The organism is Streptomyces scabiei 87.22, assembly GCF_000091305.1.
Lineage (GTDB): Bacteria > Actinomycetota > Actinomycetes > Streptomycetales > Streptomycetaceae > Streptomyces > Streptomyces scabiei.
In genome coordinates this window covers 641,214-665,721 of the sequence record NC_013929.1, presented here as the reverse complement: position 1 = coordinate 665,721, position 24,508 = coordinate 641,214, and the positions used below count along the sequence as shown (strand labels likewise).

At 71.8% G+C, this 24,508-nt stretch carries 17 protein-coding genes; 10 read left to right on the top strand and 7 right to left on the bottom strand.

The features are described 5' to 3' along the window. The first annotated feature begins 74 nt into the window (after positions 1-74). Both SCAB_RS02755 and SCAB_RS02750 read left to right on the top strand, forming a co-directional pair. Positions 75-3,287 carry a bifunctional cytochrome P450/NADPH--P450 reductase gene (locus SCAB_RS02755; protein ID WP_012998525.1) on the top strand — a complete coding sequence of 1,071 codons (3,213 nt, stop codon included), beginning with the start codon at positions 75-77 and terminating at the stop codon, positions 3,285-3,287. 198 nt (positions 3,288-3,485) lie between these two features. Further along, on the top strand, positions 3,486-4,673 hold the full coding sequence (locus SCAB_RS02750) for an MFS transporter (protein ID WP_012998524.1): 1,188 nt from the start codon (positions 3,486-3,488) through the stop codon (positions 4,671-4,673). Positions 4,674-4,743: 70 nt separating this feature from the next. On the opposite strand, the gene SCAB_RS02745 is transcribed toward SCAB_RS02750, so the two are convergent. The 4 genes from SCAB_RS02745 to SCAB_RS02730 form a co-directional block, all read right to left on the bottom strand. Next, a complete protein-coding gene (locus SCAB_RS02745) occupies positions 4,744-5,367 on the bottom strand; it encodes a TetR/AcrR family transcriptional regulator (RefSeq protein WP_037723118.1) in 624 nt (207 codons plus the stop codon). Positions 5,368-5,461: 94 nt separating this feature from the next. Next, entirely contained in the window at positions 5,462-6,436 is a 975-nt protein-coding gene (locus tag SCAB_RS02740; RefSeq protein WP_037723116.1) for an HpcH/HpaI aldolase/citrate lyase family protein, read from the bottom strand. Next, positions 6,426-7,643 carry a CaiB/BaiF CoA transferase family protein gene (locus SCAB_RS02735; RefSeq protein ID WP_012998521.1) on the bottom strand — a complete coding sequence of 406 codons (1,218 nt, stop codon included), beginning with the start codon at positions 7,641-7,643 and terminating at the stop codon, positions 6,426-6,428. The genes SCAB_RS02740 and SCAB_RS02735 overlap by 11 nt, the downstream gene beginning before the upstream one ends. Positions 7,644-7,833: 190 nt before the next feature. Then, positions 7,834-8,760 (bottom strand): LysR family transcriptional regulator, encoded by a 927-nt coding sequence (locus tag SCAB_RS02730; protein WP_012998520.1) that lies wholly within the window; start codon positions 8,758-8,760, stop codon positions 7,834-7,836. 178 nt (positions 8,761-8,938) lie between these two features. On the opposite strand from SCAB_RS02730, the gene SCAB_RS02725 reads away from it, so the two are divergent. The 4 genes from SCAB_RS02725 (at position 8,939) to SCAB_RS02705 (ending at position 14,478) form a co-directional block, all read left to right on the top strand. Next, complete coding sequence (locus tag SCAB_RS02725; protein WP_012998519.1) at positions 8,939-10,327, top strand: CitMHS family transporter; 1,389 nt, start codon at positions 8,939-8,941, stop codon at positions 10,325-10,327. A 94-nt stretch (positions 10,328-10,421) separates the two neighbouring features. Then, on the top strand, positions 10,422-11,816 hold the full coding sequence (locus SCAB_RS02720) for a prolyl oligopeptidase family serine peptidase (RefSeq protein WP_012998518.1): 1,395 nt from the start codon (positions 10,422-10,424) through the stop codon (positions 11,814-11,816). A gap of 257 nt (positions 11,817-12,073) precedes the next feature. Next, positions 12,074-13,345, top strand: coding sequence for a poly(ethylene terephthalate) hydrolase family protein (locus tag SCAB_RS49200; RefSeq protein ID WP_012998517.1), 1,272 nt, complete (start codon positions 12,074-12,076; stop codon positions 13,343-13,345). 200 nt (positions 13,346-13,545) lie between these two features. Continuing rightward, the gene (locus SCAB_RS02705; RefSeq protein ID WP_012998516.1) at positions 13,546-14,478 is read left to right on the top strand and encodes a nuclear transport factor 2 family protein; all 933 of its coding nucleotides are present in this window, start codon (positions 13,546-13,548) and stop codon (positions 14,476-14,478) included. Here the strand turns inward: SCAB_RS02705 and SCAB_RS02700 are convergent. Next, positions 14,441-15,502 (bottom strand): LacI family DNA-binding transcriptional regulator, encoded by a 1,062-nt coding sequence (locus SCAB_RS02700; RefSeq protein WP_012998515.1) that lies wholly within the window; start codon positions 15,500-15,502, stop codon positions 14,441-14,443. The genes SCAB_RS02705 and SCAB_RS02700 overlap by 38 nt on opposite strands. Positions 15,503-15,825: 323 nt before the next feature. Here SCAB_RS02700 and SCAB_RS02695 point away from each other — a divergent pair, with 323 nt between their 5' ends. The 3 genes from SCAB_RS02695 (at position 15,826) to SCAB_RS02685 (ending at position 18,436) form a co-directional block, all read left to right on the top strand. Next, positions 15,826-17,142: a ferredoxin reductase family protein gene (locus SCAB_RS02695; RefSeq protein WP_037723601.1), complete on the top strand. Its 1,317-nt coding sequence runs from the start codon at positions 15,826-15,828 to the stop codon at positions 17,140-17,142. Between the two features lie 337 nt (positions 17,143-17,479). Then, a complete protein-coding gene (locus SCAB_RS02690; protein WP_012998513.1) occupies positions 17,480-17,854 on the top strand; it encodes a roadblock/LC7 domain-containing protein in 375 nt (124 codons plus the stop codon). Positions 17,855-18,064: 210 nt separating this feature from the next. Further along, positions 18,065-18,436, top strand: coding sequence for an ArsR/SmtB family transcription factor (locus SCAB_RS02685; protein ID WP_012998512.1), 372 nt, complete (start codon positions 18,065-18,067; stop codon positions 18,434-18,436). An 11-nt stretch (positions 18,437-18,447) separates the two neighbouring features. Here the strand turns inward: SCAB_RS02685 and SCAB_RS02680 are convergent, their stop codons facing one another. Together SCAB_RS02680 and SCAB_RS02675 are read right to left on the bottom strand one after the other, a co-directional pair. Further along, positions 18,448-18,828: a VOC family protein gene (locus SCAB_RS02680; RefSeq protein WP_012998511.1), complete on the bottom strand. Its 381-nt coding sequence runs from the start codon at positions 18,826-18,828 to the stop codon at positions 18,448-18,450. A gap of 157 nt (positions 18,829-18,985) precedes the next feature. Next, positions 18,986-20,800: a serine/threonine-protein kinase gene (locus SCAB_RS02675; RefSeq protein WP_012998510.1), complete on the bottom strand. Its 1,815-nt coding sequence runs from the start codon at positions 20,798-20,800 to the stop codon at positions 18,986-18,988. A gap of 422 nt (positions 20,801-21,222) precedes the next feature. On the opposite strand from SCAB_RS02675, the gene SCAB_RS02670 reads away from it, so the two are divergent. After that, on the top strand, positions 21,223-24,441 hold the full coding sequence (locus SCAB_RS02670; RefSeq protein WP_012998509.1) for a glycosyl hydrolase family 95 catalytic domain-containing protein: 3,219 nt from the start codon (positions 21,223-21,225) through the stop codon (positions 24,439-24,441). Positions 24,442-24,508: the final 67 nt, after the last annotated feature.

The following is a 24,508-nucleotide window of genomic DNA, read 5'->3' as shown; positions in this document are numbered from 1 at the left end:
CCGACATTGTCACTCGACCATGTCGGTCGTATGGTGGTGCACGGCGACAGCCAGTGCGGATGAAAGGCAAGCCCATGACTCACGCGACCGAACGCGGAACCGAATCGATCCCCGAGCGTTCCGCCCTCCCCCTGGTCGGCCACGCGTTCGACATACCCGGTGGTGCCGACGGCCTGCTCCATCTGATGAAGGAGGCCAGGGAACTCGGTCCGCTGTTCAAGCTGCGGGTCTTCGGCAACGAGATCAACATCGCCTCCGGCCTCGACCTCGTCACCGAGCTGTCGGACGAGAGCCGCTTCCGCAAGAACGTGCACGCGGACCTCGTGCTGGTGCGGGAGATCACCGGTGACGGTCTGTTCACGGCGTTCAACGACGAGCCCAACTGGCGCAAGGCGCACGACGTCCTCATGCCGGCCTTCTCCCTCGGCGCGATGCGCGGCTACCACGCCACGATGCTCAAGGTGGCGCGTGAGCTGATCGGGAAGTGGGACGGGGCGGCCGGGACCGAGCCCGTGGACGTCGCCGAGGACATGACCCGGCTGACCTTCGACACGATCGGACTGTGCGGCTTCGGCCATGACTTCGAGTCCTTCGGCCGCCCGGAACCGCATCCCTTCGTGACCGCGCTGTCGCGTGCGCTCGGCTTCGCCCAGGCCAAGGGAGAGTCCATCCCCGGCCTGGACCTGTTCAAGTGGAAGCAGGCCGAACAGTTCCGGACCGACGTCGCCGTGATGCGGGACCTCGTCGACGACGTGATCCGGGAGCGCAGGGCCTCCGGCGACACCGGCACGGACGACCTGCTCGGCCGCATGCTGCACACCCGCGACCAGGTCACCGGCGAACCGCTGGACGACGTCAACATCCGGCACCAGGCGATCACGTTCCTCATCGCCGGGCACGAGACCACCAGCGGGGCCCTGTCGTTCGCCCTGTACTACCTCACCAAGCACCCCGAGGTCCTCGCCCGGGCCCAGGCCGAGGTCGACGCTCTGTGGGGCGACACGGACACCCCCGACCCCGACTACGGGGACATCGGGAAGCTGACGTACATCAGGCAGGTGCTCAACGAGGGCCTGCGGCTCTGGCCGACGGCTCCCGCCTACGCCGTGGAGCCCCTGGAGGACACCGTCATCGGCGGCAGGTACGCCGTGCGCGAGGGCGAGACGATCCAGGTGCTGATCCCGCAGCTGCACCGGGACCCCGCCTGGGGCGAGAACGTCGAGCTGTTCGACCCCGACCGCTTCCTGCCCGAGCGGGAGCAGGAGCGGCCGGTCCACCTGTTCAAACCGTTCGGCAGCGGCGAACGCGCCTGCATCGGCCGCCAGTTCGCGCTGCACGAGGCCACGCTCGTCCTCGCGCTGGTGATCCACCGGTACCGCCTGATCGACCACACCGACTACCAGCTGAAGATCAAGCAGTCGCTCACGATCAAGCCCGACGAGTTCACCCTGCGCCTGGCCCGGCGCACCGCCGGGGAGCGACGGCTGCCGCTCGTCGCCTCGGACCGGGCCCCGGCGGGGGAGGCCCCGCCCGCGGTCCGCAGGGCGGCCGGAACCACGCTGACCCTGCTGCACGGCTCCAACCTGGGCACCTGCGCGGGCATCGCGCGTGAACTCGCCGAGGACGGCGAGCAGCACGGCTTCGCCCCCACCGTCGCCTCCCTGGACAGCGCCGCGGGCACCCTCTCCGCCGTCGACGGGCCGGTGGTGATCGTGGCCGCCTCCTACAACGGCAGGCCCACCGACGACGCCACGCGGTTCATGGAGTGGCTCGACGACCTGGCACCCGGCTCCCTCGACGGGCTCCGGTACGCCGTCCTCGGCGTCGGCGACCGCAACTGGGCCGCCACCTACCAGCGGGTTCCGGCCCTCATCGACGAGCGGCTGAGCGCGGCCGGCGCCACCGCACTGCTGGAGCGCGGCGCCGCGGACGCCTCCGGCGACTTCGCCGGCACGGTGGACCGCTGGACCGGCGAGCTGTGGACCACCCTGCTCGACCGCCACGGAACAGCCCAGGACGGGGTGGCGGCGCAACCGGACACGGACGCGGAGGGCGGACTCTACGTACTGGAGGACACCACCGACTCGGTCATCGGCGGCCTCGCGGCACGGCACGGCGTCCAGCCCATGGAGGTCCTCGACGCCCGCGAACTGGTCGACATGTCCCACGGTCTCGGCCGCTCCAAGCGTTTCCTCAGGCTGCGGCTGCCCGAGGGGGTCACCTACCGCACCGGCGACCACCTGGCCGTCCTCCCGCGCAACCCGGACCACCTCGTCCGGCGGGTCACCGACCGGTTCGGCCTCGACCCGGACCGCACCGTCCGGCTGCGCGCCCGCAGGCGCGGCCGCAACACCCTCCCCGTCGACCGCCCGCTCACCGTCCGACGTCTCCTCACCGACTTCGTGGAACTCCAGGACCCCGCCACGCGGGAGCAGATCGCCGTGCTCGCCGAGCACACCGCCTGCCCGCCCGAGAAGCGCCCCCTGACGGAACTCGCCGCGGCCGACCCCGAGACCTTCCGCGAGCAGGTGACCGCCGCCGGACGCAGCGTCCTGGACCTGCTGGAGCGTCATCGCGCCTGCGAGCTGCCGTTCGAGCGCTTCCTCGAACTGCTCCCCGTCCTGCGCCCCCGCCCCTACTCCATCTCCTCGTCCGCCCTGGCGGCACCCGGCGAGGTCGATCTGATGGTGTCGCTCCTCGCCGCCCCCCACCGGGCCGGCGAGGGCATGTTCCACGGCATCGGCTCGCACTTCCTGCAGACCGTGCGGCCGGGCGACACCCTGCAGGCGCGGGTCCTGCCCTGCAGCGAGGCGTTCCGCCTGCCCGACGACACCTCCGCCTCCGTGATCCTGGTGAGCGCGGGCACGGGACTCGCGCCCTTCCGGGGCGCCGTCCTCGACCGCCGTCACGCGGGCTCCACCGGGACGCTGCTGTGCTACTTCGGCTGCGACCACCCGGACGTCGACTACCTGCACCGCGCCGAGTTCGAGGCCGCCGAGGCCGCCGGAGCCGTCAGCATGCGGCCCGCCTTCTCCTGCGCTCCCGAGGACGGGGTCCGCTTCGTGCAGGACCGGATCGGCAAGGAGAGCGACGAGGTCTGGGCGGCGCTGGAGGCGGGCGCACGTGTCCACGTCTGCGGCGACGGCCGCCGTATGGCCCCGGCGGTGCGCGAGGCGTTCAGGGCCCTCTACCGCGAGAACACCGGCGCCGACGACGCCGAGGCCACCGCATGGCTGGACGCCCTGACCGAATCCGGCCACTACGTCGAGGACGTCTGGGCCGGCTGACCGACCACGGCGGTGCGGCGCCGGCCCCGCGCCGCGCCCGCCCTCCGGCGGGGCCTCGGACGTTCCCCTCGTCCGAGGCCCCGCACCTTCACCACCCTGACTCCCGCCCCGAACTCGTGAGGTTCCCATGCCTGTCGCCCGCTCGGCACTCCGCCGAGGACCGACCGCCCCGTCCCGCCACCCGCTCCGGAGCGGACGATGACCGCCCGGGGCGGCTCCGCCCTCACCCTCGGCGTCGCGGTGGCGCTCGTCGCCGGAGTGACCCTGGGCAACGGGGGAGCGAACGTGATGCCCGTCTTCGTCGACGACTTCGCCTCGCGCTTCGCGCTGTCGGACTCCGGCGCGGGACTCGTCGCGGCGGCCCAGCTGACGGCGACCGCGCTCGTCACCCTGCTGCTCGCCGGACGCGCCGCGCGACCCGGGCGGGTGCGGATGGCCCGCCTGGGGCTCGCCGTCTCCGGGACGGGCTTCCTCGGCGCGACGGCCGCTTCCGACCCCGTCCTGCTGATCCTGGCCAACCTCGTGATCGGCGCCGGGCTCGGCGCGGTCTACGCCTCGGCCACCGCCGCCCTCGCCGCCACCGACGACGCCGACCGGACCTCGGCGGTCGTCGTCTCCGGCACCGTCTGCGCGACGGCACTGCTGCTGATGGGTGTCGCCGCCGCCAACCACGACGTGGGCGGGGGCACCGGCTTCCTGCTGATGGCACTGGGCTGCCTGCTCGCCTGGCCGCTGGTGCGCGGACTGCCCGACGGCCCCGGAGCACAGGACGGCCCGTCACTCGGGGGCGCCGAACCCTCTCCGGCGAGGCCGTCGGCCGTGCTGCTCGCCGGAACCGCGCTGCTGTGGGCCGTCACCCAGGGGGCGTGGTCGTACACCTCCGTCCTGGGGCGCGAGCACACCGGTATGTCCCACTCGGTCGTGTCGGCGGTCCTCGCGGCGGCCAGTGTGGTGGCGCTCGCCGGTGCCGTCGTGGGCCCTCTCGCCGCCCGGCGCTTCGGACGCATGCGGTCGATGGCGTTCTTCGTCGCCCTTCAGGCCGTGTCGATGACGGCCCTGATCGTCACGCACGACCCGGTGCTCTTCGTCGTCGCGGCCGTCCTGTGGCAGACCTGCCAACTGGCCGTCCTGGTCCAGATGCTGGCCGCCGCCTCCCTCATCGACGCGAGCGGACGGCTGGTGGCCTCGCTCAGCGGCGCGGGCGCGCTCGGCACGGGTGTCGGACCGCTGGCCGTCGGTGCCCTTCTCGACGGCGCGGGTGCGGGGGTGCTGGGCGTCGTCCTCGGCGCCGGTACGTTCGTCGCCTCCCTGCCCCTGCTGAGGATGACGGTGGACGGCGCCACGGCCCACGGCCGGCACCGGTCCGCCCCCATGCCCGCCCCCTGATACGCCCGCCTCCACGGAAACGGTCGCCGTCCCCACCGAACCAGGGGGACGGCGACCGTTTGTGCGGTCGTCAGAGCACGGGGACCGTCACCAGCTCCAGCCGGCCGCCCGCGAGGGCCACCACGGCCGAGACCAGGGCCTGGAGACCGACGCGTTCGGCCTCCTCGTCGGGCAGGGAGAGGTGCTGGACGGAGAGTCCGTCGAAGCCGGCGAGGAAGAACCGGGCCAGGTTCTCCGCGGGCTGGGCCAGCCGGTGACCGGTGCGTTCGGCCGCCTCGGTCACCAGCTTCGTCGTCGACGCCGTCACCTCGCCGTAGTGGGCCTGGAGGGCCTCCTGCAGCCGGGGTGTGCGCAGGGCGAACATCGACAGCTCGGTGAGCAGCTGATGAGTGGTCGGCTGTTCGCGCAGGGTCTTCCACAGGGCGGCGGCGAGCGAGGCGACACTCTCCTCGAAGCCGCCGTCCGACGGGGCGGCCGCCTGGACCTGGGTGATCAGGTCGTGGGTGAGCTGCTCCATGACGGCGCGGTACAGATCCTCCTTGGTGCCGAAGGTGTAGTGCACCGTCGCCTGCGCCACGCCCAGCTCGGCGGCGATGGCACGGGTGCTCCCGGCGGCGACGCCCTCCCTCGTCATGAGGTCGATGGCGGCCTTGATCAACTGGGGGCGGCGCTCCGCCGCGGACACATGAGCCATACACCCCATCATACGACTGAGTCGACCGATCCAGTCGGCCGGTGACCCCCCGGGCCGCACAACGGTCACAACGGTCACGCAGGACTCCGGCGGGCTACCCCGGACGGTCGCCGCCCGTGCGAGCCCCACCGGCCCTCGCGGCGTGGCGTGCGAGGACGAGACGGGCCGTGACGGCCATGGCCTCGTCGACCATCTCGCCCCGGAACGTCACGGCGCCCCTCCCGTCCCCCTGCGCCGCTTCGACCGCCGCGATCAGCTCCGCGCAGCGCGCGAGCTCGGCAGGCCCGGGGGAGAACACCTCGTTGATCACCGGGACATGGGAGGGATGGATCGCCATCATGCCCTCGTAGCCGAGGGAGCGGTTCTGCTCGGCGAAGGCACGCAGGCCCGGCAGGTCGCCGACGCGCGTCCACACTCCGCCGACCGGGCACGGCACTCCGGCCGCCCTGACGTCCAGCAGAACGCGGGAGCGCAGTGCCGTCGTCTCGGTCCCCTCGGGACTCCAGCGGTAGCCGACGGCGCGTTCCACGTCACCGCCGGGCGCGGTGAGAGCGCCCAGGTAGGCGATGCGCGGGGCGGCCCGCGCGATGTCGTAGGCCTCGCGCAGCGCACGTGCCGTCTCCAGCAGCGGCACCAGGGCGACCTGGCCCGGCGGCAGCCCCTGTTCCCGTTCGCACCAGCCGAGCAGCCGGTCGGCGAGCCGCACGTCCCGGGCGGAGCGGACCTTGGGCAGGACGACGCCGGTGAGTCCGGGCCGTACGACCGCCCGCAGCTCCTCGGCCTCCGCCCAGCCCTCCAGCGGGTTGACCCGCACGAAGAGGGCCATGGGATCCGCCTGGTCCGCGGGTGCGTCGGCGGCCCGTGCGACGGCCTCGGACACCCCGGCACGGGCGCTGAGCCTGTGCGCGGCGGGTACGGCGTCCTCCAGGTCCAGGACCGCGGCGTCGGCGCCCGCCGCCCGTGCCTTGGGCAGCCAGTCCGTCCGGGTGCCGGGGACGAAGAGCAGGGAGCGCAACGGGAGCCGGCCGGCCGCTCCCGTGCCGGCCCCGGGGAGCACCTCAGATGACATCGTTCTTCTCCAGGGCGGCCAGTTCGTCCGCCCCGAGTCCGAGCCAGGTTCCGTAGACCAGGTGATTGTCCTGGCCGAGGGCGGGGCCCGTCCGCCAGACCCGGCCGGGGCGCTGCCGGAAGTGCGGGAGCACCGCCTGCATACGCACCGGGCCGAGATCGGGGTCGTCGACGGTGACGATGTCCTCTCGTTCGGCGTACACCGGGTCGGCCGCGATGTCCGCGGCGTCGAACACCCGCGACGCCACGACCTCGGCACGGGCGAACTCCTCCAGGCACGCGCCGCTGTCGCGCTGTGCCACCCAGCTGCGCAGTCCCTCGTCCAACCGGGAGCGGCGGTCGTACTGTTGCCGGGCCGTGGCGAACTCCGCCTCGGGAAGTCCCAGCAGGCGGGCGATGTTGCGGACCGAGCGCAGCGTCGCGGAGGTCACCGTGATCCACTCGCCGTCGCGCGAGCGGTAGGTGTTGATCACGGCTCCGGGTGCGACGGCCAACCGGTTGCCGGAGCGTGCGGGGACCTGGCCCAGCTGGTCGTGGACGATGACCTGCCACTCGACGAGACGGAACAGGGACTCGAAGAGGGCGAGGTCGATCCACTCGCCGTCGAAGTCCGGGTCGTGGTCGCGGCGGTGGAGGGCGGCCAGGACGGCGTAGGCACCCATCAGGCCCGTCACCGCGTCACCGTGCGAGAAGCCGGTGTGGACGGGCGGGCCGTCGGGGAAGCCGGTCAGGTGGACGACTCCGCTGCGCGCCTCACCCACCTTGCCGAACCCGGGGGCGTCCGCCTGCGAGGAGGTGGCGCCGAAGCCGGAGATCTGCAGCAGCACGGCCCGGGGGTTCAGCCGGTGCACGGAGTCCCAGTCGAGTCCCCAGTCCCGCAGGCGGCCGGCGCGCAGGGTGACGATGACGACGTCCGCCCAGGCGACGAGCCGGTGGGCGACGCGTCGGCCGGGCTCGCGGTGCAGATCGAGGGTGACCGAGCGTTTGTTGCGGCCGGCGACCTTGAACCACAGGGGAACGCCGTCGCGCCGGGGCCCCATGGCGCGGGCCGCGTCCCCGGCGCCGGGGGGTTCCACGTGCACGACGTCGGCCCCCTGGTCGGCGAGCATCGAGCCCGCCAGCGGGCCGGCCACCACATGGGCGAACTCGACCACCTTCAGCCCGCGCAACTGACCGCTTCCCGTGGGGTGTTGCTCGTCGTCCGACACCGATCGCGCTCCCTCGCCCCTGCGGTTCGCGTGGGGCGCCGACCGAGTCGCCCCCGCGTGGGGTGCGGCACGGGCGTCGCCGTCCGGGTCCTCAGAGTGCCGGAACCGGGAAATGCCTGTCGAGCAACAGAAGGCCATCAATCCATGCGGAAAACGCATCAATCGAATGCGCGGGAGGTCCGCCGCCGGCTCAGGCCCAGGAGACGCCGGGCGGCAGGGGGTCCCGGCGGAGGCGGAACTCCTCCAGCGTCTCCAGGAACCGTTCCGTCACCGCCGGGAGCGTGCGCCGGGCGCGCAGCGCGATGTCCAGACGCCGGTCCACGACGGGGTCCACCAGCGGACGGCAGACGACGGGCCCGGCACCCATCAGCGGCAGCACGAGCGCGGGCATGGCCGACACGCCCAGCCCGGCGGTCACCAGTCCGCCCACGGTCGCGACGCTGCCCGCCTCGGCCGCCGGCGCCGCGTGTGCGTCGATCTGGGCGAACGCCGCGTCGGTGAGCCGCCGCACGCTCGAATCGCGGCCGACGGCCAGGAACGGCTGCCCGGCCAGCTCCTCCCAGGTGATCTCCTGTCGGTCGGCGAGCGGGTGGCCCTGCGGCAGCACCGCGACGAAGCGGTCCCGGACCAGGGGGCGGTGCTCCAACTGCTCCGGAGGGTTCCCGACGGTGGTGAGCGCGAAGTCCGCGTCGCCGGACAGGACCCGTTCCAGCACCGACCGCTCCAGGCCGTCCAGGAGGCGTACCGCGACCTGGGGCCGGCGCTCGCGGAAGGCGGAGATCACCCGGGGCAGCAGCACGGCGGCGACCGAGGGGAGGGTGGCCACGGCGACCGCTCCCGACTCCCCGAGCAGGTAGCGCCTGAGCTCCCTCATGCCCGCCCGGTGAGCGGTGACGATCTGCTCGGCGACTCGCAGCGCCTCCACGCCCGCCGCGGTCAACTGCACGTTGCGGGTGTCGCGTTCCAGGAGCTGGACACCCAGCTGCCGCTCCAGGTCCGCGACCGCGCGACTGAGCGAGGACTGCGACACGTGCATCTCCGCGGCCGCCGCGGTGAAGCTCGCGGCCCGGGCGACGGCGGTGTACGCCGCCAGTTGACGCAGGGTGGTGGCCTCCATGGCGGACGAGCATAGGGCGCGCCCCCAGCATTGATGCGCTTATCGCATGGACAGATCTCGGTTTGATGCTGGACAGCGCTTCCCCCGTGCTCCGAAACTCTCGCGTAACACCTCGGCCCGCTTCCGCCCGCCCAGCCCACCGCCGCCGAGGGCCGTCCCCGAGAAAGCGAGCGCCGCCGTGCTGGCAGCCCTGGGCTTCGCCACGATCGCCGTCCTGCTGTTGCTCACCATGACCAGACGCGCCTCGGTCCTGGTGGCCCTGATCCTGCTTCCGGTGTCGGCGGCACTCATCGGCGGCTTCGCGGGCGACCTGGGCGAGTTGACACTCCAGGGACTGTCCAGGGTCGCCCCCACCGGCATCATGATCGCCTTCGCCGTCCTGTACTTCAGTCTGATGGTGGACGCCGGGCTCTTCGACCCGCTCATCCGGGGTCTGTTGCGTGTGGCGCGCGGCGACCCCTTAAGGATCACCGTCGCCACGGCCGTGCTGACCCTGTGCGTGGCCCTGGACGGAGACGGTGCCTCCACCTTCCTCATCACCGTCTCCGCTCTGCTCCCGGTCTACCGGAGACTCGGCATGAACCCCCTGGTGCTGTCGGGGGTGGTCTGTCTGGGCGCGGGCGTGATGAACATGGTCCCCTGGGGCGGTCCCACCGTACGGGCCATGGCCGCGCTGAAGCTGGACAGTTCCGAGGTCTTCACGCCCGTACTGCCCGCGATGGGCTTCGGCGTCGCCTGGGTGCTGTTCGCGTCCTTCCTGCTCGGCCGCCGCGAACGCAGGCGCCTCGCCGCACTGTCCCCGTCCGGATCCGCCCCGGACGACGGTGGGAGCGGGGACGAGCGGGACGACCCCGGACCCACCGCCGCGAAGACGGCCGACCGGGAGCCCCGGCTCCCTGCCTCTCCCGGCGACGGACCCGGCACCCTCCGGGTCCCGCCGCTGCCGCGGACCTGGCCGACCGTCTTCAACCTCGTCCTCACCCTCGCGCTCCTGGTCTGCCTGATCCGGGAAGTCCTGCCGCTGCCGGTGCTGTTCGTCCTCGGGTTCGCGATCGCGCTGTTGGTCAACCACCCCACCTGGGAACAGCAGCAGGCGCTGCTCGACCGGCACGCCAGGAGCGTGGTCCTGGTCACCACGATGATCTTCGCGGCCGGCGTCCTCACCGGCATCCTCACCGGCACCGGGATGATCGACGAGATGGCGGAGGCACTCGTCTCCGTCGTCCCCGACTCCTTCGGTGCGCACCTGCCCGTCGTGGTGGCCGTCACCGGTATGCCGCTCAGCCTGGTCTTCACCCCGGACGCCTACTACTTCGGGGTGCTGCCGGTCCTCGCCGAGACCGCGAACGGGTTCGGCACGGACCCGGCCGAGGTCGCCCGGGCCGCCGTCCTCGGCCAGATGACCACGGGGTTCCCGCTCAGTCCGCTCACCGCGTCCACGTTCATCCTGGTCGGCATGAGCGGTGTGTCGCTCGGCGACCACCAGCGCTTCATCTTCCGCTGGGCCTTCGCCACCACCCTCGTCATGACCGCCGGAGCCCTGCTGACCGGCGCGATCCCCCTGTGACCTGTCAACACGTCCAGCCCTTACGGGAGTTCGGAGCAGCGCCACACGTTCAGGCACCCGAGCCGGGTGCCCCCGCCGACCGAGACGAGGACGCATGAGAAGGATCACCAGACGTACGGTGCTCGCGGGCACCGCGGGCGCGGTCGTCGCGCCGGCCGTGAGCACGGCACCCGCGTCGGCCGACGACATCCCGACCGTCACGGCGGACGAGCGACGGCCGACGCCCGGACGACCCGAAGTCCTGCGGACCGACCTGGTCACCCGGGTGACGCCGAGGAACAACTGGCTGGTCGCGGCCGTCGCCCTCCAGTACGCCCAGCGCATCGACCTCGGCGGTACGGTGATCCCGCCCTCGGCCTTCCGGGTCACGGCCACCGTGGGCGGACGAACAGCCGCCCGTACGGTGCTCCGGGTCTACTCCCACACCACCGCCGACGTGGACCACCGGTCCCGCCCGGGGCGGCCGGGCGACCGCCTGATCCTGGAACTCGACCCGAACGACCCCAACGCGCGGGCCGCCGCCACCGACCCCCTTCCGCTCGACCGTGCCTACTCCGTCGGACAGGTGGCGGACGTGCACACCCCCGAGGGCGAACCGGTGCTCAGGGCCGGTCCGTTCGCGATCCGGAACGACGGCGTCGTCACTCCCGTGGTCGACGACTTCGCCGCGGGCTCCTTCACCGACTCGACGGGCTTCGAACTCGACTTCCGGCTGTACCGGCCCGCGCGCTTCCTGCGGAACCCGCGGGCGCGCACCCGGTACCCGCTCGTCGTCACCCTGCACGGCGGTGGCGAGGTGGCCGACAACAACATGACCCAGCTGACGTCCAACCGGATCGCGGTCACGTTCGCCGAACCTGAACGACAGCGCCGCGACCCCGCGTTCGTGCTCGCGCCGCAGATTCCCCTGCCGCGGCCCATGGACGGGCCCGACGGCACGGACTGGACCGACGCCCGGGTGCAGGCCGCGCTGATCGAACTCGTCGAGACCTTCGTGAGCGAACACTCCCGCACCGTCGACACGGCGCGGCTCTACGTCGTCGGCCTGTCCTCGGGCGGGCGCGGCATCTACAGCCTGCTGGCGAAGCGGCCCGACATGTTCGCGGCGGCCCTGCCCACGGCCGGGTGGGGCGAGACGGCGGCCATGGAGAGGATCACGCACATCCCGATCTGGGCCGACCACTCCGTCGACGACCCGGTCGTCCCCTATCGCGAGGGCCGGTTCGGCAGGCCCGGCACCTGGACACTGATGAACGCGCTGGAGACCGCCGGCGCACCCGTCACCCGCGGGGAGTGGGCCAACGACCTGCCGAAGGCGGAGTTCGAGGCCCGGTCCCGGGCACTTCTGCGGCAGGCCCGGGCCACGGGCAGCCACGTCCTGTTCACGAGTTACCCGCCCGGCACGACACCCGTGAACCCCCACCTCGCCTGGGCCCAGACCTACGAGAACGACGTGGTCATCGACTGGCTGTTCGACCAGACCCGCTAGCGGCGCCGGCCGGCCTCCCGGCCCCGTCCGCCCTCTCTCCGCCGCACGTCTCTCCTCCCGGCTCTTTCCTTCCGGCTCTTTCCTTCCGCGCTGCGACAGCTCACAATCCGGCGGGCTCCCGCCCGTGCTCCCCAGCGCGGGCGCACCTCGCTGTCCGGTTACCGCGCTCACCGCTATCCGGAGGTAAAGCAATGCGTCCCTACCGTCGTCCACCCCACCCGGCCGCCCCGTCGCGGTCCCGGTCCCGGTCCCGCGCCATGACGTCACTGATCTCCCTCGCGACCACCATCGGCCTGGCCCTGGCCCTGCTGACGGCCGCCGCCCCGCCGGCGGCCGCGGCCGACCTGCTCTCCCAGGGCAGACCCGCGACCGCCTCGTCCACCGAGAAGGAGTCCACTCCCGCGTCGGCGGCGGTGGACGGCGACACCGGCACACGCTGGTCGAGCACGTTCGGCGATCCGCAGTGGCTGCAGGTCGACCTGGGCGCCACCGCCACCCTCAGCCGGGTCGTCCTGCGCTGGGAGGCCGCCTACGCCCGCACGTTCCGGATCCAGACCTCCGACGACGGCACCGCCTGGACCACCGTCCACTCGACCACGACGGGTGCCGGGGGAGTGCAGACCCTCGACGTGAACGGCACGGGACGATACGTCCGCCTGCAGGGCACCCAGCGGGGGACCCTCTACGGCTACTCGCTGTGGGAGTTCCAGGTGTACGGCTCCGGGGGCGGCACCCCGTCGGACGGCACGATCCCGGACCCGACGACGGCCGCCCTGGAAGCCGCCGCCGGGCCGCTGCCCACCGCCGCCTACACCGTCCCCAGCCCCAGCGGGTACGGCTCCGGCACGGTCACGTACCCCACGAGCGGCGGCGCGTACCCGGGCGTCGTCCTGATGCCGGGCTACCAGGGCACGCAGGAGAACCTGCGGTGGCTCGCACCCCGCCTCGCCTCCTGGGGTTTCGTGGTGCTGAACGTCGGGACCACCACCCTCCTCGACGATCCCGCGTCGCGCGGCCGTCAGATCTCGGCGGCAGGCACCCAGTTGCTCGCGCTCGGCGACACCACGGGCAACCCGCTGTCCGGGAAGCTCGACGGCACGCTCGGGGCGGTCGGGCACTCGATGGGCGGCGGCGGTGTCATGGCGGCCCTGCGGGACGACGCGCGCTTCCGGGCAGGTGTGCCCACGGCCCCCTACTACCCGAACATGAACTTCTCCCAGGTCACCGACCCCACGTTCTTCCTGACCTGCCAGAGCGATCCGGTGGCCCACGGCAACACCTACGCGGTGCCCTGGTACACCTCCATGTCCCGGGCCGAGAAGCTCTATGTCGAGGTGCCGGGCGACCATCTGTGCCCGATGACGGGTTACGGCGACAAGGCCAGGCAAGGCAAGTGGATCGTGTCGTTCCTCAGCCTCTGGCTGCGTGCCGACACCCGCTTCGGCCCGTTCCTGTGCGGAGCCGCGCGGGAAGCGGACAAGAACAACACCGCCCTGGTCACGCGCTGGATGGACACCTGCCCGTTCTGATCGGCTCGCGCGCACCTGCCCCGCCCGACGGGCGCGGCAGGTGCATCTTTCGGAGGACCGGGGCCCGGCCTGTCGGCGGGGTGCGTCCCGCCGGTCGGCGGAGTGAACGCCGGACAGCGGCGCGATGGGATGGAGCCAGACGCGTTCCGTGAGCGTCGCGGCATCCCGTCGACAGACGTCGACCGTCCACAGGAGAGCACGTGAGACACCGCAAGACCCTGCCCTGGCTCGCCGCCGTGGCCTGCCTCGCGACCGCCTGCGCCGGCACGTCCGGCACCACGCGGTCCTCCGCGTCCAGCTCGTCCCCCGCCTCCGCCCCGTCCTCGGCGGCCCGCTCCTCGGCCTCGGCCGAGGAGCGGAACAAGGCGCTCGTGCTGCGTCTGTACGCGCAGGCGTTCAACAAGAACAGGAGCGACGTGGTGACCGAACTCGTCGCCGCCGGCTTCGTCCAGCACGAGAAGTCGGTGTCCGGCGGAGCCGGGGGACAGATCGAGCAGTTCGCGAACCTGAGGGCGAGGATTCCCGGCGCGGTGGCCACCGTCAAGCACGTGGCCGCCGACGGCGACCTGGTGGCCGTGCACTGGCAGGCGTCGGCCACCCCGGCGGACGAGGCCACCGGGGTGGCCAGGGCGGACCTGTACCGGGTCGCCCGCGGCAAGCTCGTCGAACACTGGGGCATCACCCAGACCGTGCCGCCGAAGACGGCCAGTGGGAACTCCCTGTTCGGTGACGCGTACAGGTACCCGAAGGGAGCCCCGTCCCTGTCGGAGGCACAGGAGGAGAGGAACCGGAAGTTCGCGGTCACCGCGTACCGTGAGCTGTCCGACGGCGACGTGACCGTGATCGACAGGAAATGGGATCCGCGGTACTACCAGCACAACCCGATGATCCCGAACGGCACGGGCCCGCTGAAGCGGCTGCTGCGCCAGGCCACCGAGGACGCCCCTTCCGCGAACGACAAGTCCGGCGCGAGCGCCTCACCAGGCGCGGGCGGCCGGACCCGGTTCGGCAACACCCTCGCCGACGGGGACCTGGTGTGGGTCTTCAGCGTCGACCACGTCGTCGCGGACCTCTTCCGCGTGGTCGACGGGAAGATCATCGAGCACTGGGACGTCGTCGCCGACGGGCAGTAACGGGACCGGAGGACCGCCGCGGGACCAGGACCGGCTGGACGAGCCGGCGCCGGTCCACACCGACGCGGCCGTTGACGAGAGCGATCAGCAGGTCGATCGCCTCCTCGCCCAGCCGGTCCGGGCGGAGGCTGAGCGTGGTGACGGGCGGGGCCGTCGTCGCGTAGTCCGCGTCCTCGCTGACGCACGCCACCAGCAGATCCTGGGGCACCCGGAGCCCGTGCCGCCGCGAGGCCGCGAGGATGTTGTGACCGGAGTCGGAGTAGACGCCGATGACGGCGTCGGGGCGTGGATCGCGGTCGAGCAGCCGGCCCACCGCCTCGCGTTCGGCCCGGAAGTAGTCGGGCACGGAGGCATACTCCTCGACGAGGCGGGGCAGGTCGTGCTCGGCGCACCAGGACGCGTAGGCACGTTCGATCAGACGCGGGTACGCGGCGTCGTGGACCGGCAGGGAGAGCCCGATCCGCCGGGCTCCGGACTCGGAGAGGTGGTCGAGCAGGAGACGCAGTCCGGTGTCATGGTCGGTGTCCACCCACGCGTCGCACCAGTGCGGCTGCGGCGGCCGGCCGTCGCAGACGATGGGGATGCCGCGCTCCCGCAGGAGGGTGCGCACCGGATCGTCGGCACGCGGATCCATGTGGACGACGCCGTCCACCGGGGTGTTGAGCCACATCCGCCGCGACAGAGAGTTCGGCATCACCATCAGCAGGAAGCCGCGCTCGTGCGCCGCGGCGGTGGCGCTCAGCGCCAGCTGCGCGTAGTACGGGATCTCGGTGTACGCGACGGGCAGATCCCCGTACGCCGTCATGGTCAGACCGAGTACGCCCGTGCCGCCGCGGGCCAGGGTCCGGTTCGTGCCGACCGGGGCGTAACCGAGTTCGCGCGCCGCGGCGAGCACACGCTGCCTGGTCGCCTCGGACAGCCGGCCGGTTCCGTTGAGCGCGTTCGACACCGTGGCCGTGGACACCCCGGCGTGCGTGGCCACGGCGTCGAGCGTGGGGCGCTGCCAGACACGCGAGCTTCTCATATGTACCCCAACAGCGCCTGTCGTGTTCCAACAGCCCTGTGACGGCTTGTGATTAAGACCTTAATCACGCAGCGTACCGGGCGACGGACACCGGAACGGCCGACGGGTGGGACTAGAGTCCGGGAGCCCACTGGGCAGGAATACCGAAAGCAAGAACGATTGAGGCCGAACTGGGTCTGGTTCACGTCGGATTTCCTATTCTTGCCCCCGAGCGGTGCCGTATCCGGTCGGAAACGCCCGGTCCGCGCGGCCTCGTGGGGGCCGGGCGCGAGTACATCACTGGGACAGAGAAGGGAAAGCCCGTGGAGGCGACGATTTCAGGGGTGCCAAGAGCCGCCGTACCCCCTGTGGTTGCGGCGCGGTGGGTGCTGTGGACGTTCGTCATCGTCAACTTGGTGATCGTCGAGGTCCTGTTCCTCACCGCGGGGACCGGCAAGAACGGGGTGCTCACGGTCGCCAAGTTCTTCGGTCTGCACGCGGCCGTGCTGATGCTGTTCCAACTGCTGCTCGTGGCCCGGCTGCCGTGGCTGGACCGCCGTATAGGCATGGACCGGCTGACGGTGTGGCACCGGTGGGTCGGCTTCACCCTGCTGTGGACCCTGCTGACGCACGCCGTCCTGGTGGTGCTGGGCTACGCGACGCTCGACGACGCGTCGATGACGAAGACCTTCTTCGCGCTGGCCGGAGTACCGGCCTCGCTGCTGGGGATGCTGGCCGCGGCGATCGTCGTCGTGATCGCCGCGGTCTCCGCCCGTCAGGTGCGACGGCGGCTGCGGTACGAGACCTGGCACGCCCTGCACCTGCTGCTGTACGTGGCGCTGGGCCTGGCCTTCGTCCACCAGCTGCAGGAGACCACCACCTTCACCTCCTCCGCGGCCGCGGAGATCTACTGGTGGGCCCTGTGGCTGTTCGCGTTCGGCTCCCTGCTGGTCGGCCGGATCGTGCTGCCCGTGTGGCGCAACGCCTACCACCACTTCGAGGTCGTGGCCGTGGTGCCGGAGTCGGACGAGGTCGTGTCGGTGCACGTCACCGGACGTCACCTGGACAGGCTGCCCGCCCGGGCGGGCCAGTTCTGCTTCTGGCGCTTCCCGGGACACAACTCCTGGTGGACGGCGAACCCCTTCTCTCTGTCGGCGGCCCCCGACGGCCGTACGCTGCGCCTGACCGCGAAGGCATCCGGCACCACCAGCGCCGGCCTGCGGCACCTGCCGATCGGGACGCGCGCGTTCGTCGAGGGACCGTACGGGGCGTTCACCTCGCTGCACCGCACCCGGCCCGGCGCCCTGCTGATAGCCGGCGGCGTGGGGATCACGCCGGTCCGTGCGCTGCTGGAGGAGGAGGCGGCCGGTGACGTCGTCGTGCTCTACCGGGTGCGCGCCGAGGACGACGCCGTACTCGTCGACGAGGTGCGCACGCTCGTCGAGGCCCGCGGCGGGCGGCTCCATCTGCTCACCGGCAGCCGGGACCAGGGCAGCTCACCCTTCGAGCCGGAGAACCTGCGGGCCCTGGTCCCCGACATCGCCGAGCGCGACACCTACGTCTGCGGCCCGCCCGGGATGACCTCGGCCGTGCTCGCCGCCCTGCGGGGACTGGAGGTTCCCCGCGCGCAGGTGCACGCCGAGCGGTTCGGTCTGGCCTGACCCGGGCGGACCCGCCGACCCGACCTGGTCCGGTCCGGTCCGTCGACGCCGAGGCTCCGACGCGCGCACGCGTCGGAGCCTCGGCGTCGTGCCGTGCCCGTCGTGCGGCCCGACACAGGCCGCACGACACGCGTCGCACGACACGGGCCGCCTGACACGGATGAACCGTCTCCCGGTCATCAGCGATCGCCAATGATGTGATGATCCGGCAATTTCGGGCTCGCTCGTGCAGTAGCGGAACTTCGGGAGTCTCGGTCGGCAGGTCTTCGTAGGGTCCTTGCACCCGGCGGCGCAAGGGTGACGCCCGAGCCGCGCATCGACCAGAGGAGACGCTGTCATGAGCAATGCCGAGATTTCCCTGAAGGAGATCATGACGTCGATCGAGGGCGCATTGGGGACCGCGCTGGTCGACTACACCAGTGGTATGGCGCTGGGCACGCTGGGGGGAGGCAAGGACCTCGACCTGACGATCGCGGCGGCGGGCAACACGGACGTGATCCGCGCCAAGACCCGCACGATGGAGCACCTCGGACTCACGGGTGCGATCGAGGACATGCTGATCACCCTCGGCAGCCAGTACCACATCATCCAGCCGCTCAAGGGCCGCGGAGGCAACGGGCTGTTCCTCTACCTCGTGCTCGACCGGGGGAAGTCGAACCTGGCGATGGCCCGCCATCAGCTCAGGCGCATCGGGGCCGAACTCGACGTGTAGACACCTCCGTGATGCGCGGCGCCGCACGCCCATGACTTGAAGACTTCTTCAACTGGGCATATCCAGATCAGGTCAATCCCCTGGGTGTGCGGCGCCGGATCCACGAGGATGGACCGCACCACGTCTTCCGCACTGCCGACAACGCGGTGGCGCCCACGGGCCACCGCGCCCGGGATGAACCCGTCACGCGCCAGGGAGTGAGCGAATCTCATGCAGGTCCCCCTCTACCAGGCCAAGGCCGAGTTCTTCCGCATGCTCGGGCACCCGGTCCGCATCCGGGTCCTGGAACTGCTGCAGGGCGGCCCCCTCGCCGTACGCGACCTGCTGAACGAGATCGACATCGAACCGTCCAGCCTCTCCCAGCAGTTGGCGGTACTGCGCCGCTCGGGGATCGTGATCTCCATCCGCGAGGGCTCCACCGTCAGCTACGCACTCGCCGGCGGCGACGTGGCCGACCTGCTGCGCGCGGCCCGCCGCATCCTGACCGAACTGCTCGCCGGTCAGCGCGAACTGCTGGCGGAACTGCAGCAGGCGGACACCCGGCCGGCCCTCACCCCGGGCGGCGCCGGCCGGCGGCCCTGAGCGGCCGTCCGTCAGAGCGGGTTGAGGCGCGCCTTGAGCAGGCAGAACTCATTGCCCTCGGGGTCGGTCAGGACGTGCCACTGCTCGTCGCCGGTCTGTCCGATGTCGGCCGGGCGCGCACCGAGCTTCAGCAGCCGTTCGAGTTCGGCGTCCTGGTCACGGTCGGTGGCGTTGACGTCGATGTGCAGCCGCGACTTGCCCGGCTCCGGCTCCTCCCGGTAGCTGAGGATGATCGTCGGCTGGGGACCGCCGAATCCCTCGCGCGGCCCGATCTCCAGCGTGCCGTCGTCCTCGCGGTCGAGGACCACGTAGTCCAGGACCTCGCACCAGAACCGCGCCAGCACCTCTGGTTCGCGGCAGCCGAGCACGAGTTCACTGATACGACATGCCATGTGACGAAACCTTCTCTCAGCCGGAGGACCGCCGCCGGAGGCCGCCCGCGCGCGTCGCACGGCCTCCGGCGGCGGAGGACAACCCGGCGACCGTACCCGACGAGGTGATCACGGGCGAGACGATTTCGGTGCCGCGGCCGCGGGGGAGCCGCGCGGGTCAGCTCTCCGCGGGGTAGACGCGGGTCACCTTGCCCTTGGGGTCGGCCTCCAGGTAACCGGACTGGCTGTACTCGTCGCTGAAGTAGACGGCCATCCCCGCCGGGGTGTCGAAGATGTCGTTGGGCTGCCTCACCAGCAGGTAACGGTTCTCCGGGTCGGGGACGTTGAGCTTCTTCTCCGCCTCCTTCAGGAGCGCGGGCACCTTGTCCCAGTCGAAGTCGTCGAGGTCGACGGGCTGTTCACCGCCGGACAAGGTGCCCTTGATGATGCCCTTCTCGACGCCCTGCCCCGGACGGTAGGTGTACGAGTCGTACTTCTTGTCACTGCCCTTGACCATCAGCTGGGCCGACACGAAGTCCGGGTAGACGGAGAAGTCGCCGAAGGTGGTGCGGCCGGTCTCCTCCTTGAACGCCTTGATCGCGGTGCGGATGCCGTCCGGAGTCAGCATGTCGCCGGGCTCCGTGGTGTCCTTCGTCCGCTCCGCCGTGGGGTCGGCGTCGGCCGGTGAGGAGGTCGACTTGGGGGTCGACCTGGTGCCCGACGCGGTCGGGGAGCCGGTGGGCGAGCCCTTCGCGTCCGAGTCGCCGTCGTCCCCGTGGGGCAGCAGCCACCACAGCAGGAGCAGGGCACCGGCGAGGGAGACTCCGGTCATGCTCAGCACGAAGCCCGTACGCCGTCCGCGCGGACGGGGCGGCCCCACGGGCGCGGTCACCCGCTGGTGCGGGAGATACCCCGCGGACGGCTGGTACGGCGACGGCGGCGGGCCGAAACCGGCGGTCGTGGCCCGCGCCGGGTCGCCGGCGCTCTTGCCGAGCCCGACCGGGGGCGTCGGAGCGGCGTCGGAGGGGGTGAACGCGCCCGGCGAGGTGAAGCCGCCCGAATACGGAGACACCGGGGCGGTGGCGGGCGTCGGCGGGGTCAGCGGAAAGGACGTGGGCTCGGACAGGGCGGCCCCGGCGGAAGCCGGCCCGGCCTCGATCTCGGCGAGCCGCTGGTCGAACACCGCGGCCGACGGGCGTGCTGCCGGATCCCGTACGAGGACGCTCATCAGGACGTCGCCCAGGGCGCCGGCGCGCACCGGAGGCACCACGTCGTCGTTGAGGACCGCGGCGAGGGTGGCCAATGTGCTGCCCCGGCGCAGCGGGTGGTGGCCCTCCACCGCGGTGTAGAGCATCATCGCCAGGGACCACAGGTCGGAGGCGGAGCCGCCCTCGTGCCCGGAGATGCGTTCCGGTGCCATGAAGTCGGGGGTGCCGATGACGGAGCCGGTGGCGGTGAGACCGCTCGTCTCACGGATCGCGGCGATACCGAAGTCGGTGAGGACGGGACGCCCGTCGGGGCGCATGAGCACATTGGCGGGCTTGACGTCCCGGTGCTGGATGCCGGCGTCGTGCGCGGCGGTGAGCGCGGCCAGCACCTGCCGGCCGATCCGGGTCGCCTCCGCCGGCGCCATCGGGCCCTCGGCAAGCCGGTCCGCCAGCGAGCCACCGCTGACCATCTCCATCACGATCCACGGGTAGGTGCCCTCACCGCCGTCGACTATGTGGTGGATGGTGACGACGTTCGGATGGTCGATGCGGGCCAGGGCGCGGGCCTCGCGCAGGACACGTTCGCGCAGCAGCCGGGCGCCCTCGGGGTCGTACTCCGCGAGGTCCCGGTCGGGCGGGCGGACCTCCTTGACGGCCACGAGCCTGTGCAGCACCAGGTCCCTGGCCCGCCAGACCGTCCCCATCCCACCGCCGCCGAGGCGGGTCTCCAACTCGAAGCGCCCGTCGACGACTCGTCTTTCGGGCCCTCTGTCGTCCTCGTTCATGGGCGGGAGCATAGTTGCCTTTACCGACAGGTTTCGCCGCCGCCGGGAAGGCGGGGGAGGGCGGCCCCCGCCTCCGGGACGGCGGAGGGATCGGTTCCGTGTGCGGGAAGGACCGCGGCATGCCTCCGCCGTACCGCACAGCGCCTCTCTGGGCTGTGCAACTGGCCTGATCTGCCTTCGAGTTGACGTCCCGTCGGAGCCGTCGGCGGCGAGGGCCCGTGCATGGGGTACGGCCGTGGAGGCAGGGGGCCGGTCTCGGCCCGGCCGGGTCACGCCCGCGGCGACGGCCTCGGGGATTAGCTGCCACCTTCCTCTAGACATCCGATCTATCGACCGGAGACGATGATCGCGCCCACGGCGGAGGCCGATGTGGCTGGCATTTCCGCACGAAAGAGCCGATGAATGGGCTGGGAGATCTTACTGTGATCAATGAATCCGAACCGCAGCGACGGAGCATCCTCAAGTTCGGCGGCGCCCTCGCCTTCGCGCCGTTGATCACCCAGCTGACCGGAGGCACCCCCGTGGACCCAGCCGTCGCCGCCGGGGCCGACGCCTCGGCGCCCGCCCCGTGGCCGACCCTCTCCCGCAAGGCGCTGACCTACCGGGTCCCCGCCACGGACTGGCAGTCGCAGGCACTGCCGATCGGCAACGGCCGGCTCGGCGCCATGCTCTTCGGCGATCCCGACGAGGAACGCATCCAGTTCAACGAGCAGAGTCTGTGGGGAGGGGTCAACAACTACGACAACGCCCTCGCCGGCAAACCGGACAGCGACTTCGACACCGGCATGAACGGCTTCGGTTCCTACCGGAACTTCGGTGACCTCGTCGTCACCTTCGCCTCCCGCCCGCGTCCCAAGGTCACGGCCCCCGGCGGCCCGTACAACAGCTCCCCGTCGGAAGGCGTCGACAAGACCTGCGACGGTGCCCCGGCCACCAAGTGGTGCATCGACGGGCCCGGTGCGAAGGTGCGCTGGCAGGTCGAGCTGCCCGACCCCGTCGCGGTCGCCTCGTACCGGCTGACCAGCGCCAACGACGTTCCGCAGCGCGACCCCCAGGAATGGACCTTCTCGGGTTCCGCCGACGGTGACACCTGGACCCCGCTGGACCGCCGCACCCTGGACGCGCCCTTCGAGAACCGTTTCCAGACGAAGGAGTTCACCTGCACAGACAGCGCCGCCTACCGCTTCTACCGGTTCGACTTCGTCCCCAAGGCCGGCGTCAGCCACTTCCAGGTGAGCGAGATCGGCCTCGCCGGAGTCGACCTGGGCGGTGCCGGCGCGACCTACCTGTCGTCGCCGAGCGGCCACTCCGCAGGAGCCGGGGCCGGAACCGGGGCGGGTGCCCGTGCCACGGACATCTCGCGCTCGGTGGACGGTGATCCGGCCACCGTCTGGCGCGTCGGCTCCCCCGCACCGGCCGTCGTCTGGCAGGCCGACCTGACCCGTGCCGCCGTCGTCACCGCGTACACCCTCACCTCGGCCCCCGACCGGCCCCAGGAGGACCCCCGGCGGTGGCACCTGGAGGCGTCGCAGGACGGGCACGCGTGGACGACCCTCGACACACAGAACCCCCAGGAGCCCTTCGGCGGCCGCGGGGAGAGGCGGACCTTCCGGATCGGCAACAGCACGGCCTACCGCGTCTACCGGCTCACCCTCGCCTCCGGCGCCTCCGCGACCGGTCTCCAGATCGCGGAGATCGCGCTGACGGGCGCGGACTTCGACACGCGCGCGCAACGGACGGTCGTCGACTACGAGCGCGGTCTCGACTTCGTCAAGGGCCTGCACGTCACCCGTTTCGGCCCGCCCGGACGGCGCGTCCTGCGCGAGGCGTTCGCCGTCCGCTCGGCGGACGTCATGGTCTTCCGCTACACCTCGGACAGCCCCCGCGGACTCTCCGGAGCGATCGCCCTGACGTCCGGCCAGGACCGGGCCCCGACCTCCGTCGACGCCGACGCCCGGCGGATCTCCTTCGCCGGCGTCATGGGCAACGGCCTCAAGCACGCCTGCACCGTCCGGGTCGTGGACACCGACGGCGACTTCGACGTCGACGGCTCGACGCTCCGGTTCAGCGACTGCACCACACTGACGCTGCTCCTCGACGCCCGTACCGACTACAGGCTCGACGCCGCGGCCGGATGGCGCGGCGGCGATCCGCGGGCGGCCGTCGACCGGGCGCTCGCCAAGGCGGCGGCCCGGCCCTACGCCCGGCTGCGCGACCGGCACATCTCGCGGACACGCGCCCTGATGAACCGCGTCTCGGTCGACTGGGGCACCTCGGACGCCGGCGTCATGGCCCTGCCGACCGCCGCCCGGCTGGCCCGCTACGCGGCGGGCAAGGCGGACCCGACGCTCGAACAGGCCATGTTCGACTACGGCCGCTACCTGCTCATCAGCTCCTCCCGCCCCGACGGCCTGCCCGCCAACCTCCAGGGCCTGTGGAACGACAGCAACCAGCCGGCGTGGGCATCCGACTACCACACCAACATCAACATCCAGATGAACTACTGGGGGGCGGAGACGACGAACCTGTCGGAGTGCCACAAGGCGCTCGTCGCCTTCATCGAGCAGGTGGCGGTGCCCAGCCGCGTGGCGACCCGCAACGCCTTCGGCGCCCGCACCCGCGGCTGGACCGCCCGCACCAGCCAGAGCATCTTCGGCGGCAACGCCTGGGAGTGGAACACCGTCGCCAGCGCCTGGTACGCCCAACATCTCTACGAGCACTGGGCGTTCACCCAGGACATGGACTACCTGCGCACCGTCGCCCATCCGATGATCAAGGAGATCTGCGAGTTCTGGGAGGACCACCTCAAGGAGCGCGCGGACGGACTCCTCGTCGCGCCGGACGGCTGGTCACCCGAGCACGGGCCGCGCGAGGACGGCGTCATGTACGACCAGCAGATCATCTGGGACCTGTTCCAGAACTACCTCGACTGCGAGGCGGTCCTGGACGCGGACCCCGCCTACCGGGCCAAGGTCGCCGACATGCAGGAGCGCCTCGCACCCAACAAGATCGGCAAGTGGGGCCAGTTGCAGGAGTGGCAGGAGGACATCGACAGCCCCACCGACATCCACCGCCACACCTCGCACCTCTTCGCGGTCTACCCGGGCCGTCAGATCACCCCGAAGGAGCGCGACTTCGCGGCCGCCGCGCTGGTCTCGCTCAAAGCCCGGTGCGGGGAGAAGGACGGCGTCCCGTTCACGGCCGCGACGGTGTCGGGCGACAGCCGCCGCTCATGGACCTGGCCCTGGCGGGCGGCCCTCTTCGCCCGCCTCGGCGACGGACAGCGCGCCCAGGTCATGCTGCGCGGGCTGCTGACCTACAACACGCTGCCCAACCTGTTCTGCAACCACCCGCCCTTCCAGATGGACGGCAACTTCGGCATCTCCGGCGCCGTGGCCGAGATGCTCCTGCAGAGCCACGACGGGGTCATCGACCTGCTGCCCGCCCTCCCCGACGACTGGAAGGCGAAGGGTTCCTTCACCGGGCTCCGCGCACGCGGCGGCTACGAGGTCCGCTGCGAGTGGCGCGACGGCAAGGTCACGTCGTACGAGATCGTCGCGGACCGGGCACCGGACCGGAAGAAGAAGGTCACCGTGCGGGTGAACGGCACGGAGAAGAAGGTGAGGCCGACCCGGCCCTGACGGGCAGGCCCTCGGTCGCTGGGAGCGCCGGCCGCGCGGAACGCCTGCTGTCCGGCCGGGCCGATGG

Coding starts and splice junctions, on each gene's coding strand:
- SCAB_RS02675 (WP_012998510.1), bottom strand. CDS start 20,800: ATGAACGAGGACGACAGAGGGCCCGAAAGACGAGTCGTCGACGGGCGC.
- SCAB_RS02720 (WP_012998518.1), top strand. CDS start 10,422: ATGAGAAGGATCACCAGACGTACGGTGCTCGCGGGCACCGCGGGCGCG.
- SCAB_RS02745 (WP_037723118.1), bottom strand. CDS start 5,367: ATGGCTCATGTGTCCGCGGCGGAGCGCCGCCCCCAGTTGATCAAGGCC.
- SCAB_RS02700 (WP_012998515.1), bottom strand. CDS start 15,502: ATGAGAAGCTCGCGTGTCTGGCAGCGCCCCACGCTCGACGCCGTGGCC.
- SCAB_RS02680 (WP_012998511.1), bottom strand. CDS start 18,828: ATGGCATGTCGTATCAGTGAACTCGTGCTCGGCTGCCGCGAACCAGAG.
- SCAB_RS02685 (WP_012998512.1), top strand. CDS start 18,065: ATGCAGGTCCCCCTCTACCAGGCCAAGGCCGAGTTCTTCCGCATGCTC.
- SCAB_RS49200 (WP_012998517.1), top strand. CDS start 12,074: ATGACGTCACTGATCTCCCTCGCGACCACCATCGGCCTGGCCCTGGCC.
- SCAB_RS02740 (WP_037723116.1), bottom strand. CDS start 6,436: ATGTCATCTGAGGTGCTCCCCGGGGCCGGCACGGGAGCGGCCGGCCGG.
- SCAB_RS02690 (WP_012998513.1), top strand. CDS start 17,480: ATGAGCAATGCCGAGATTTCCCTGAAGGAGATCATGACGTCGATCGAG.
- SCAB_RS02730 (WP_012998520.1), bottom strand. CDS start 8,760: ATGGAGGCCACCACCCTGCGTCAACTGGCGGCGTACACCGCCGTCGCC.
- SCAB_RS02755 (WP_012998525.1), top strand. CDS start 75: ATGACTCACGCGACCGAACGCGGAACCGAATCGATCCCCGAGCGTTCC.
- SCAB_RS02750 (WP_012998524.1), top strand. CDS start 3,486: ATGACCGCCCGGGGCGGCTCCGCCCTCACCCTCGGCGTCGCGGTGGCG.